The 12,302-nt window shown below is 45.3% G+C and carries 15 protein-coding genes and 1 pseudogene; 7 read left to right on the top strand and 9 right to left on the bottom strand.

Annotated features, from left to right (window positions below; translation table 11 throughout):
- Nucleotides 1-30: 30 nt before the first annotated feature.
- From IEV98_RS17485 to IEV98_RS17495, 3 genes are all read right to left on the bottom strand, one after another.
- Nucleotides 31-393 carry a DUF5615 family PIN-like protein gene (locus IEV98_RS17485; RefSeq protein WP_188507325.1) on the bottom strand — a complete coding sequence of 121 codons (363 nt, stop codon included), beginning with the start codon at nt 391-393 and terminating at the stop codon, nt 31-33.
- Nucleotides 390-620: a DUF433 domain-containing protein gene (locus tag IEV98_RS17490; RefSeq protein ID WP_188507326.1), complete on the bottom strand. Its 231-nt coding sequence runs from the start codon at nt 618-620 to the stop codon at nt 390-392. The genes IEV98_RS17485 and IEV98_RS17490 overlap by 4 nt, the downstream gene beginning before the upstream one ends.
- A gap of 380 nt (nt 621-1,000) precedes the next feature.
- Nucleotides 1,001-1,177: a hypothetical protein gene (locus IEV98_RS17495; protein WP_188507327.1), complete on the bottom strand. Its 177-nt coding sequence runs from the start codon at nt 1,175-1,177 to the stop codon at nt 1,001-1,003.
- Nucleotides 1,178-1,505: 328 nt separating this feature from the next.
- Between IEV98_RS17495 and IEV98_RS17500 the strand changes: the two genes are divergently transcribed.
- The 5 genes from IEV98_RS17500 (at nt 1,506) to IEV98_RS24755 (ending at nt 7,056) form a co-directional block, all read left to right on the top strand.
- Nucleotides 1,506-1,781 carry a PIN domain-containing protein gene (locus IEV98_RS17500; protein ID WP_188507328.1) on the top strand — a complete coding sequence of 92 codons (276 nt, stop codon included), beginning with the start codon at nt 1,506-1,508 and terminating at the stop codon, nt 1,779-1,781.
- Nucleotides 1,782-2,138: 357 nt separating this feature from the next.
- Nucleotides 2,139-3,143, top strand: a complete 1,005-nt coding sequence (locus IEV98_RS17505) for a PorP/SprF family type IX secretion system membrane protein (RefSeq protein WP_262892490.1) — start codon at nt 2,139-2,141, stop codon at nt 3,141-3,143.
- A 12-nt stretch (nt 3,144-3,155) separates the two neighbouring features.
- The gene (locus tag IEV98_RS17510; protein WP_188507330.1) at nt 3,156-6,275 is read left to right on the top strand and encodes a T9SS type B sorting domain-containing protein; all 3,120 of its coding nucleotides are present in this window, start codon (nt 3,156-3,158) and stop codon (nt 6,273-6,275) included.
- Nucleotides 6,276-6,571: 296 nt separating this feature from the next.
- Complete coding sequence (locus IEV98_RS17515; protein WP_188507331.1) at nt 6,572-6,769, top strand: hypothetical protein; 198 nt, start codon at nt 6,572-6,574, stop codon at nt 6,767-6,769.
- A 98-nt stretch (nt 6,770-6,867) separates the two neighbouring features.
- Complete coding sequence (locus IEV98_RS24755; RefSeq protein WP_188507332.1) at nt 6,868-7,056, top strand: hypothetical protein; 189 nt, start codon at nt 6,868-6,870, stop codon at nt 7,054-7,056.
- On the opposite strand, the pseudogene IEV98_RS17525 reads toward IEV98_RS24755, so the two are convergent.
- The 6 genes and pseudogenes from IEV98_RS17525 to IEV98_RS17550 form a co-directional block, all read right to left on the bottom strand.
- A pseudogene (locus IEV98_RS17525) lies at nt 7,009-7,320 on the bottom strand (nucleotidyl transferase AbiEii/AbiGii toxin family protein); the annotation flags it as partial. The gene IEV98_RS24755 and the pseudogene IEV98_RS17525 sit on opposite strands and share 48 nt — an antisense overlap.
- Complete coding sequence (locus tag IEV98_RS17530) at nt 7,317-7,895, bottom strand: type IV toxin-antitoxin system AbiEi family antitoxin domain-containing protein (protein ID WP_229738819.1); 579 nt, start codon at nt 7,893-7,895, stop codon at nt 7,317-7,319. The pseudogene IEV98_RS17525 and the gene IEV98_RS17530, both read right to left, overlap by 4 nt.
- Nucleotides 7,896-8,025: 130 nt before the next feature.
- Entirely contained in the window at nt 8,026-8,322 is a 297-nt protein-coding gene (locus tag IEV98_RS17535; protein WP_188507333.1) for a hypothetical protein, read from the bottom strand.
- 231 nt (nt 8,323-8,553) lie between these two features.
- On the bottom strand, nt 8,554-8,874 hold the full coding sequence (locus IEV98_RS17540) for a helix-turn-helix domain-containing protein (RefSeq protein WP_188507334.1): 321 nt from the start codon (nt 8,872-8,874) through the stop codon (nt 8,554-8,556).
- Between the two features lie 88 nt (nt 8,875-8,962).
- Nucleotides 8,963-9,118: a hypothetical protein gene (locus IEV98_RS17545; RefSeq protein ID WP_188507335.1), complete on the bottom strand. Its 156-nt coding sequence runs from the start codon at nt 9,116-9,118 to the stop codon at nt 8,963-8,965.
- Between the two features lie 24 nt (nt 9,119-9,142).
- Nucleotides 9,143-9,595, bottom strand: a complete 453-nt coding sequence (locus IEV98_RS17550) for a DUF6934 family protein (RefSeq protein ID WP_188507336.1) — start codon at nt 9,593-9,595, stop codon at nt 9,143-9,145.
- 414 nt (nt 9,596-10,009) lie between these two features.
- Here IEV98_RS17550 and IEV98_RS17555 point away from each other — a divergent pair, with 414 nt between their 5' ends.
- Nucleotides 10,010-10,192: a hypothetical protein gene (locus tag IEV98_RS17555; RefSeq protein ID WP_188507337.1), complete on the top strand. Its 183-nt coding sequence runs from the start codon at nt 10,010-10,012 to the stop codon at nt 10,190-10,192.
- A 105-nt stretch (nt 10,193-10,297) separates the two neighbouring features.
- Complete coding sequence (locus tag IEV98_RS17560) at nt 10,298-12,118, top strand: ATP-binding protein (protein WP_188507338.1); 1,821 nt, start codon at nt 10,298-10,300, stop codon at nt 12,116-12,118.
- Nucleotides 12,119-12,302 lie beyond the last annotated feature (184 nt).

A 12,302-nucleotide genomic window follows, 5' to 3' on the forward strand; every position in this document is an offset into this window, starting at 1 on the left:
GAATGGGATAGGCTGTGCTAAAATCCTTTCTTAAAGCGGCAAGATCCTAACCCGTTTTTTGTGTTCGTCCAAAATCAACAAAGCACCTTCCTCCAACAAAGCGGCGTGTTCCAACAAGGTCTTTATTACCATGCTTTTCAGATGGTTTACAGTTACATCCTGAGTTCTTACCTGTATTACACTTGGCTTTTCCGCATTGGTTAGCGCCAGCGCCGTGCCAAAATCCAGATCGTGAGTGAATACGATATAATCGTTATCCCGAGCCCATTCCATCAAAAGCACATCTGGAGCATCAAATTTACCTACTGATGTCCAATGTATTGCTTCAATGCCATAGTTGCTAAATTCATCCACCCATTCGGGCGATAGGTTCATGTCGATAAGTATCTTCATGCGGTAGCCAAGGGCACTTCGATTTCTTCAGATCGCCAAGCCGCATAGGCTAAAGCCTCTTTTAAATCTTCCTCAACCAAATATGGATACATTTTCAGAATTTCAGCATTCGAATATCCCGATGCCAACAAACCGATAATCGTACCTACGGTTACACGAACACCTTTGATACATGGTTTTCCGCCCATTACATTGGGATCAAGCGTAATTCTTTTTAACTGTTTCATTTCCTTACTTACTTACTCAACGTAAAGATACGGATTATTTATGAATTACACCCTTTATCCATTTTGTAGTCATACCCGGATCCTTTACCTTTTGCTCGTCTTCGGGCTTTTGCTGCTTGCGGCTTCGGATGTGCAGGGTAGGGCAGCCGCTATACAATCACCGAGCAGAAGGATGCAATAAGCTTCTCCCGCTCATCAAGCACATCCATTTTCTGTGTGCAAGATGCATAGCGTGTCGCTTGTCATATACTATCCAGCGCTTTGTTCCATTTTCCAAGCCGTTCGTAGTATGTTGCTTTTTTCTGGAGCATCACGCCCTTGTACATACCTTTCAGTGTCAACGCAAAATCGATCAGTTAGATTGATCCGGAGGACACAGTTCACGTCACACTCTCTAGGATTGCCGTTGCTTCTTGCTTTTTGACGAGCTTGTCTTTTTTAGCGTTAGTACTTGCTGCTTTGCTTTTTCTAATGAAATCGGTGATTGCTTGGATAGCACTTCCATTTGTAACGCTGCAAGTTCCTGAAATGATACCTTGTAGTTCATTTTTTAACATTATTAAAGCGATTTACAAAGACACTGAAATTAAATTATTCAGTTTATGCAAACGATATCGGTAAGGCCAAATATATAGATATTTTGTCTTTTCCGTTACGCAGTTGGTTCGATGGCTGGATTGCTAACAAAGTTTCTGCTCGCTACCCTCGTACAGTCTACGGAAGAGCACCCATGAAAAATCCACTTCGTAGATTGCCGCATATATTTGTAAAATCGAAAGGCATGTTGTAATTTATGCTTCACGACGACCAGTAGGCCGATAGATCGCGTAGAAATTGCTATCTACAGCGTTTCTTTCATCAACTATTCCGATAGCGATTTAACGGATGAGCTTGACAGGATCTCGGGAATATAGCATCGTAATCACCGATACCAGTTGCTTTATCACCCTGGACAAAATCGGGGCATTCGACGTCTTGCGCAAGGCGTTTAGCCACATCGCCACCACCCCTGAAATTCAAGAAGAATTTGGTTCGGAATTGCCCGAATGGATTGAAATCAGGCCGGTTCAGGATCACACACTGAAAGAAGTTTTCAAGGAAACGGTTGACGCGGGAGAGGCAAGCATTCGAGCAACATGTATTAAAGAGAACAAATCATAATCTTGCTTTTACCCGTGAGATTTCACAACACTTTCCGGTTCCCCGTAATGCCTTTCCATTCCCGCTCGCTTAGTACGGCCAACATAGGAATATGTGCATGAAAAACCCACTTCGTAAATTTGACCATACATTTGCAAAATTGAAAGGCATGTCGTAATTTGCATTGCACAACAGACAAAGTAAGCCACAAGGCCTAATTAAAACAGAAGGAAACAGCTATCATCATTAAACCCATTGCCATGCGTAAGCGTACCCTTTACCTTTTTCTCGTCTTTGAATTCGCGCAACCTGCGGCAGTAAACTGGCTGGCGGTCGGTTTCAGGGGAGTCAGATAGATCGATTGTCAAAGGATACAGTATGTACACGAAATCAGCCGGCTTGCTATTTATTTGCCTTAGTATGGCATCTGTGTTGCTGGCACAGCAACGCCCACAATATACCCAATATATCTTCAATGGATTTTTGATGAATCCTGCCGTGGCGGGCATTGAGCGCTACGCCGATGTGAAGCTTGGCGGGCGTAGCCAATGGCATGGTTTGGAAGGAGCTCCGCAGACGGCGTACCTCTCCGCGCATCTGCCTATCGGCGCCCGGCATATTCAGGATGGTGCCACCTCCTTTGGGGAGGGTGGTTACAATCCGTACAGCAGGGGGTACAGCCACAGATATCGTGCTTCAGAACCGCACCACGGTGCGGGCATTATTGTACAGCACGACCGTGCGGCACAATTTGTCCGTACCGATGCACTGGTAGCCTATGCCTACCACTTACGTATAGCCGAGACGATGAATCTTTCAGCAGGCATAAATGCGGGCCTCTCACAGGTACGGTTGGATATGGCAGGTATCAGTACGCCGAATGATCCCGTGTTGGCCAACTATGCAGACAGTCGTGTGGCTCCAGAACTGGGTTTGGGGCTTTGGCTGTATGGCGCACGTTTTTTTGCAGGCATTTCTGCGCAGCAGCTGCTGGGCAATCCGCTCGCGTTTTCGGACAATGCGCAGCGCATGGGAGGCTACCAACAGTTTTTCGTTACGGCAGGGTATAAGCTGCACCTGGGTAGCGACATGGCAGTTGTGCCCTCGGTGCTGTTCAAACAAATGGCGCGGATGCCGTTTGTGGGTGACTACAACGTCAAACTGGCTTTTCGCGACCGGCTCTGGGTGGGCGGCGGCTACCGCAACCACGAGTCCTTTTCGGCGATGGCAGGCATCAATATCAGTGCGTTGCTGAACCTCAGTTACTCCTACGATTTTAGTACCGGCCCGGTGCGCACGCTGGCACACGGTAGCCACGAGGTGGTGCTAGGCTTCCTGCTCAACAACCGGTATAGGGTGTATTGCCCACAGGTGATGTTTTAATCTGATCTGAATATGAAACACATAAGCAGCCGCCTATCGCGAATGAAAGCAGTAGCTTCGCTGTGGTTCTCCCTGCTGCTTGCTTTTTGTGCCAATGCAGAAACATTCGTGGTGACCAGCAATGCCAGTAGCGGGCCGGGCACCCTGCGTAATGCGCTGGAGCGGGCCGCTGCCAATGGTAGTGATGAAACGGATTACATCCATTTCAATTTGCCCGGTAGCTCCCTGGCTGCAAGGACAATAACGCTTACTAGCAGTCTGCCTGATTTCACGCCCCATATCGTGCTCGATGCAACCACACAGCCGGGAAATCCCTTCGGCACAAGCCAGGCCAAGATACGTATCACTCCGGATAGGAATACATACCTAGCCACAGGCCTAGGAGTATTTGCCATCGATAGCATCGAGCATATAACCATCTACGGATTTATTTTTGAAGGTTTCCACTCGTTGATGAGCTCCCCGCCCGGCAGTTATGTATCAACGCCCACCATTTCGGTTACCTCTTCGAGCCACGTCATCATCGGAGCCCCGGGCAAGGGGAATGTATTTTGGGACAACCCCAATGACATCGATGTACGCACAACCTATGACGAAGAAACGCTCATTGTAGACACCTGCAATTTTATTACCGTGCAAGCCAATTACATCGGATGCGATACAAATGCAAATTTCACCAACTTGAATGCGCCGCCAGAGGGGTTGAGGCTAAACGCGAAGAACCTCGTATTCGGCGGTGAGGAACCGGCCGAAGGGAACCTGATCGCGGCAGATACATACGTGCAGGCTTACGATTTTTTCATGGCAAGCAACGTATTCCTCAAGGCCTTTTCGGTAGTAGTATTTGCTAGTAAAGACGGTGTCATCCGGGATAATGATTTCGGAAATTCACCACTTGGCATCCAACACCATTATGGCGGTATTGAAGTGTATGGAAACAAGGGCATTGCCGGGATGTTCATGATCAGCTATGAGCCGCGTGACGAAGGCGTTATAAAAATTGGGTCGGATCGGGAGGAGGACATCAACATCTTTACCGGCTCAATAGGATCGGATGCCGAAGTTCGCAAAAACAGTTTCAGGTGTGTGGATTATGCATACTATGTTGCAAACGATACCAGCCCCGTCATCGCCGTGACCGAAAACAGCAATACGACATTCAGGGGCACGGCCACACCGGGCGCCGACATTTATATCTATGAAGACGATTCCGATTGCGAAATCTGCAGCCCGGTTACCTTCTTCCGCAGAATAACGGCTGACGCCAGCGGCAGTTGGAGCATCAGTGGCGACTTTTCCGATAAGCGTCTATTGGCCAATGCTGTGTTAGGCAACGCTTCATCACCCTATACGCAGGTGGGTTTCTCAAACTTTGTCGATCAACTGTTTGAAAATTTCCAGTTGGTGCATCCAGACTGCAACGACAACAACGGTTCCATTACGCTGCTGAATTTAATAAACGTGCTGCATATCGACTGGTACGATGCCGATGGAAATAAAGTGGGTGAAGGCGTTACCGCGTCGGGCCTTTCCGCCGGTAGCTATACCGCTGTGCTCCGCAATGGCAACTGTAGCAAGGTGATGCATTACGATCTCCATGAACCGATTGTCGATTTTATCGATTATAATATGGTGCTCCATCATCCCACATGTGGTGTAAACAACGGGGCAGTTGTAGACTTGGATTTCTATTCAATTTATAACGAGATTATCAGAAAAGAATGGCGTGACGCTGCTGGCCATGTGGTAGATACCACCGGATACCTTGAAAATGTGGCTCCCGGCACGTATACGATGTATGTATACATTTCGGAAACGTGCTTTGAAACCTATGAGGTAACACTGGAGCGCATGGATGGCCCTACGGTAGATCTGTCGGCCATGGTGGCCACACCGATTTCCTGTGCGGGGCCCGGGCGCATTTCGGGGATACGTGTCAACACGGCGGCAGTGATCGAATATCACTGGTTGGACGCTTCGGGGGCACGTGTAGGGGGCGACGGCGCCAACCTATCCAACATCACCCACCCCGGCACCTATCGGTTGGCGCTCGTGGGTGATGCCGCCTGCGATACCATATGGGCCGCTTCTGTACACGTACCTGAAGAGGGGGTGTTACGAATGGATGAAACCGCCGTAAGGGTTACACCGGTGGGTTGCGACGGGGATACCCAAGGTAGTATCCATGGCATCCAGACCACCAACGCCACCAACTACCAGTGGGTAGATGGGGCAAACCGGACGGTAGGCAATACCTTGGTTTTGAAGGATATGTCCGTAGGCCGCTACCGGCTACGCGCCAGCAATACCGATGGATGCGAGGTATATTCGGCCTGGTATGAGGTTGCGCAGCTCGATCCCGTGGATTTTCCGGCTTATACCGTCACAAAGGATGCACCGCATTGCGAGCACAATAATGGGCGGCTGGCTGTGGAGTATGGTAGTTCGGCTATACGCCCAACAGCCCAACGGTGGGCAGACCAGTTGGGCAACGACCTGGGCCATGGCCAGCAGATCACAGAATTGGCACCGGGTACCTACCACCTGTATCTCACCGACCACAATGGGTGCGAAACGCTATACCAATCCATTACACTGTTGGCCATACCGTTATTGGAGGTGGATATTACGGCAGTAAACGTGCTACATGTTACCTGTGCCTCGCCCAATGGGCAAATCAGTAACGTGCAAGTGCACGGTGGGGTGGCACCCTACCGGTTTACATGGTACGACCACCTTGGCGTAGTCGTATCCGAATCGGAAGTGCTGCAAGGCGTTGCCGCGGGTCATTATTCGGTATCGGTAAAAGACGCAGAAGGCTGTTCAGCGATGTCCGGCGCTATTGAAATCAGCACATCCAGCGGTGATGACCTCACCATACTCAACGCCTTCAGCCCAAACGGCGATGGCATCAACGACACGTGGCTGCCTTCGGGCGTCACGCGCTATACACGTGCTTCGGTCACGGTGTTTGACCGCAATGGGCAACAGGTATACCGCATGACCGACGCGCAACAGCCATTTGACGGGCGCTACCGGGGGGCGGATCTGCCCGTTGGCCCTTACTACTTCATCATCGATTTAGGCAATGCCTGCCCGCCCATCAAAGGGAGCCTGAATTTGCTGCGATAACGGGTAGGAGATACATTTAGCCTGGAGCCCCAAAACTCCGTAAGCTCATTGATGAATTGATGGAGTAAGGTTGGCTATTTTCAAAGAGGAACCATTGGATATCATTTTTGCTTATCACCGCATCGGTGATAAACCCACCAACCTTCCGGTTTCCAGTAATGCCCTCAACACTCTTTCGGTTACCTTTGGGTAATCAAAATTTGCAATTCTCAATCCGATATTTTACCTTGCATGTTATAACGACCATTATAAGCCAAAAGTACGCGTATCCTTTACCTTTTTGTCATCTTCGGATTTTGTTGCCCGCGGTGTCGGATGTGCAGGGTAGGGCAGCCGCTTATACCGTCGCTGAGCAAAGGGATGCCACGGTGTACATCACCAAATCGGGGGAGAAGTACCACAAGGCGGGATGCCAGTACATTAATAAGAGCGAGATCAAGACCACGAAGAAAGAGGCCGTTAAGAATGGTTATGGGGCGTGTAAGGTATGTTAGCCGTAAGAGATATATTTGGGACTGTAAATACTCGACACCTATGGAATACCATCGCTCCAAAATTAGAATCCTCGAGAAAGTAACTGGTCGATTTAAGCATGCGGAATAGTTTATTGAACTATGGGATCCCCAAAGCAACAGGGCTTCATATCATTCAAGAAAAATCTTCGGCAATTTTCGATATTCTTGTGAGCAAGGGAAAATCCACGACATTTCTGGGAAGACCCCATAATATTACTTTTTACGGTTTTCTTTTTTTCCCTGATCGATACTTTCATCCCCAATGATTCAAACTCGTTGACGATCGCTTCCTGATATTTACCAAGATTAAATTCTGTATCCACATCGAGTAATGAGAAATCCAGATCTTCCGAGAAGCGATCCAATCCATAAAATATCCTTAACGCTGTTCCCCCATAAAAAGCTGCCTTTTCAAAGAAACCAGCACGATAAAGTCCGGCAAGCGCAATCTCTTGCATGATTTCCCTCAATGCGTCCTTTGCTTCCTGTTCGTTTGCTGGTTTGTAGCTATCCAGCCATTCCTTAATCATAACTGTTCGATCATTTTTAAAACCATCAATAAGCTATCCCTTTTGGGCGCATCCGTAAGCCATCCATGTATCGCCCTTACATCCAAATCTTTTAATCCCGATTCATCCATCCGCATATCATCGACAAGATAATCATAGGCGTTTCTGATGCTTCTCAATGTCAGTCCAGATGTGCTTACTATTTTGTCGCATAACGCTTTTTCCGGTGAGGCTACAATTGCATATTGATTGGACGATAACCGGACCATGTCTAGTCCAAAGGAATAATAAGGCAACGGAAGGCGGTAGTACGTGAATAATCCCATTGCTGTTTTAAAAGTACGGGATGCTTTTGTCGTCATGGAAGAAATCTCATAAATCCGTTCTGGTATCAGTCCATGATACGAAAGGGCTGTTTCTACTGATACGTAACTGGGGCCCGATAAGTGGTTTGCCACAATTAGCGCATCCGGCTTTTTCTCTGTCGCCGAAGGCCCTGCAATGTATAACCCTTTTTTTAGTGGTACCAGAAACCCCCGGGCTTTCAAACCCAAAACCTTATCGTTTGGACGCTTGTAATCTTTCAACCATGACATCAATAGTTGATGTGGTAATGGCTGGTCAGCATGAGTATCTATAATCCGGGTAATTTCCATATACATACAAACTGTAAAAAAACAACAAGATAACCGAAAATAAATCGTTTATCTTATGTTAGAATTACAATCAAGTTTCTTTCGCATCAAACCGATACTGCTTGCCATTATAATGCACGTGTATATATAAGTCGGTATTATGATCATATAGCCGGGTGAAGTCGTGCAACCCACGAGAGGGGTAAGGCAGCCGTTTGTTTATGAAATCCAAATCTACCAAGTGATGGCACACCTCATCCAAAACACCATCCAATTGCAGGTTCTTTTTTATGGTAGGGTGGATTTTCGCCATATGTTTGGCATACAGCTCTTGCCTCAGCGCCTGCAGGTCCACGACTTCCGTTTTTCGCTTTCTTCCTCGTTTCATGGGTGTAAATTAACTAAAAATATTAGTAATAAGAAAGCGCTTTTTGCAAAATAGAAATAATTAACACGCAAAGTATGAACAGCGAGGTATTCAAACAGCCGCTAATAAATATTATTTTATCGATGGGCTTTGTTTGATTCAGGCCGATACCGAACTCCGGATCAAAAAATCGTAGGGAAAGGCGACGGATTGATCATACACTTATAAACAGCTTTTCATCAAAGGGAATAGTTACTTGCCGCAAACAGTTACGGAAATAATATCCTCGCCCAATGCACATTCAATAGAAGCGATCGTTTTTGGTGAAAAACTATAGGTTCCGCTGAGCCACTTGCTGATTTCCGACTGCTGTTTATCCATCACCTTTGCTAAATCAGCTGGTTTCATGTTCTTTTTGGAAAGTATATCTGCAATTCTGTTGGCAATGGCCACATTACGCTTAGTCAATTTGTCAATTGCGGGATCTGCGTGCTCTTCAAGCCAATTGGTGATTAGGTTATCTCCCTTAGTAATGCCGGCTTTACCAGCGTGCATTTTTCCTTCTTTTTTCATGCGAATCAACTGTACCTCTTCCGTTATGGCTCTCAAAAAGCATGAGAAGCGGGGTGTTCTTCCAGAAATTTGGCTCTTTAAACCTCCTTTACTTCCAGAAAGAATCAGGTATAGGGTGTTTGGCTAAAAATGCTTTTGCACGTTCATCCTTTTTTTTAAAGAAGGCCGAATTGGAGTATTGGGCAACGGACCCGGTCTGTTGGATATCTTTGTTGACTTTTTGCTTGTTTTTATCTTTTTCCATATTAACCCCTTCGCTTAAACAAAGTTACTGATTTTTTCGAATAATGAATGCTTCAAAATTTATGCCTTTTTCAAATGGCTGCCAACTGCCATTAACGTATCCCTGGACAATATAGGAACCCTGTTTTATTTCTTTCCAATAGGAAAGGATATTCATTTGATACAAGCGCGTTCTGGATGCAGTGCTGCCTTCTGCAAATATGACAGCGTGCGGATATACGACTAAAAAATCAACAACCGTTTCAGCAACTGTGGCCAACACCTTCTGTCTGTCATCATTGTTTGTATTGATCTGATCGTCAACATCCTGGCGTTCTTTATCCCAATCTCCAAAACCGAGATTGAAAATTTTATAAGGATATTTTTGGATTAGACTGTATCGTACAATTTTTTTGATAACACCTTTCGGTCCATTGCTATAGAATTCATAGTAATGTTCCTCAGGAACTTTTGAAAAGGAATATTTTTCATCTGCCATGATTCTGGTTTATAGTAGGGAATTCTGGTCAATCATTACCTGCACGCCCCCGATCATGAATATCTTGCTTTGGATGGCTTTGTGTTTCAGCACTCCAACATCAGTCTTATCCATAGGTTATTGGTTTTACGGTTATATGTTTGCTAACAAATGTAGTAAACATAAGGATGCATTGCAAATCTTTTTTAATCGAATCCTCCCACCTTCCGGTTTCCCGTAATGCCCTCACCATTCCTACGGTTACCTTTGGGTAATCAAATTTGTTATTCTCAATCCGATGTTTTACCTTGCATGTTATAACGACCATTATAAGCCAATAGGCCTAACAAAAACAATAGATAGATCAATAATACCATATAATTAATAACCGAATTCACTAACCGCTAACCGTTAATAAAGAAACCACAAACCATCATGCGTAAGCGTATCCTTTACCTTTTTCTCGTCTTCGGGCTTTTGCTGCCTGCGGCTTCGGATGTGCAGGGTAGGGCAGCAACTTTTGCCGTCGCTGAGCAAAAGGATGCCACGGTGTACATCACCAACTGGGGAGAAGTACCACAAGGCAGGATGCCGGTATCTGAGCAAAAGCCAGATTAAAACGACGAAGAAAGAGGCCGTCAAGAATGGGTATGGGGCGTGTAGGGTTTGTAAGCCTTAAATATAATTGAATTACAAATTTGCAGCATGAAATAACCTAAAATTATGAATCTAGTAAAAGTTAAAATTTCAAATTTTAGATGTTACCAACAGGAAGTCGAGGTAGATATAGATAGCTTAACGACGCTGGTCGGTAAGAATGACGTAGGTAAGTCTACCGTGTTGGAAGCACTTGAAATATTCTTTAATAATGCGACAGTAAAGATAGATTCGTCAGACGCGAACGTCTATAGTGCGAGTGATGAGGTTACAATTACCTGCGAGTTTGATAATCTGCCGGAAAAGATTGTCCTAGATTCAGGAGCGGTTACGAATTTGAAGGAGGAATTTCTTTTAAATGAATTTGGTCGATTGGAGATAAAAAAAGTTTATGATTGCAGTAAAAAGACACCGACCGTTGAAGCTTTTATTTTGGCTCTTCACCCGGTAAATACCCCATATAATAACTTGCTTGACTTAAAAGAAAAAGAATTACAGAGTTTGGTTAAACAATTGGGATTGGATGCATCGCTGAAAGGAAACCCTGGCATGCGCAAAGCAATATGGAGCTCAGCAGATTCTCTTGAAATGGATAAGGTTGCAATGGCAGTTTCCAAACCGAAGGAAGACAGTAAGCGCCTTTGGGAGCAAATCGATTCATATTTGCCATTTTTTGCATTGTTCCAAAGTGATAGAAACAGTAGCGACGCTGATAATGAGGTTCAAGATCCTATGAAAGCCGCTATTACCGCTGCTTTGTCGGAAGTTCAGGAAGATATCAATCGCATACAAACTAAAGTGCGAGAGAAGGCAGAAGAAATTGCCCAGAATACTTACGATGCGCTACAAAAGCTAGATCCAAGACTGGCGAAAACATTGGCACCACAGTTTACACCACCCACACCGGCTAAATGGAATGGACTTTTCACTGTTAAAATGGATACAGAGGACGGTATCCCATTAAACAAACGCGGAAGTGGCGTAAGAAGGATGATATTAGTTAGCTTTTTTAAGGCAGAAGCAGAACGTCGGTTGCGTTCCAATAATAAGAGAAGCATCATTTACGCCATCGAAGAACCAGAGACGGCTCAGCATCCGAATAATCAGCGCATATTAATAGAATCATTCAAAAGTCTAGCTGCCGAGCCTGGTTGTCAAGTGCTTTTAACTACCCATAGCCCTGGCTTGGCGTCAGAGTTACCGGTCGATAGCATACGATATATAGAGAATATTAATGGTAGCTTGCATGTAAAAGCGGGTGTTGATGTTTTTGCGGATGTCGCTGCGGCATTAGGATTGACTCCAGACAGCCGGGTGAAGTTGCTGATTTGTGTTGAAGGACCAACAGACGTACAGGCTTTAAAGAGTCTAAGCAGGGCGTTGTATTTAGAAGATCACACTATACCCGATTTATCTACCGATCCTCGTGTTGCTTTCGTATTGCTAGGAGGATCAACGTTAAAGCATTGGGTTGATCAACATTACCTGAAAGGAATAGGTTGTAAAGAATTTCATTTGTATGATGCTGATGTTGCTAGATATGCTGCATCTGTTGAAGAAGTTAATGCTCGGGGAGATGGCTCTTACGCAACGTTGACTAATAAGTATGAGATAGAATGTTATTTGCATTGCCAAGCTATTCTTGAGGGATGTGGTGTCGAAGTCGTAGTAAATGATCATCCCCAAGATGGATGGACCGTTCCGAAAATTTTCGCTGAAGCTTATAGCACAGCAAAACAACTTGACGGTAGACTTAAGGATAACACTGCAAAGACCTACCTTGCCAACAATGCCTTTCCCAATATGACCTCGCTTATGATTAAAGAACGTGATTCAGTAGGAGAAGTGGAGAGTTGGTTTAGAAGAATGGCTGAAATGATGATTTAGTACTGTAATGATATGAATATAAGAAAGTATAATGTAAATCAGATTTTGCTATTGGATACACAAAAAATGCTAAGGGATAAACTGAATCATCTTGACAAGATATATGTCGGAGACGAACATTTTGCCCAAGTTAAAGGAGTTTTGGACCGTAACGAAATACGTTATCAATGCATTCGAGATGCCG

Source organism: Parapedobacter pyrenivorans (assembly GCF_014636865.1).
GTDB classification, from domain to species: domain Bacteria; phylum Bacteroidota; class Bacteroidia; order Sphingobacteriales; family Sphingobacteriaceae; genus Parapedobacter; species Parapedobacter pyrenivorans.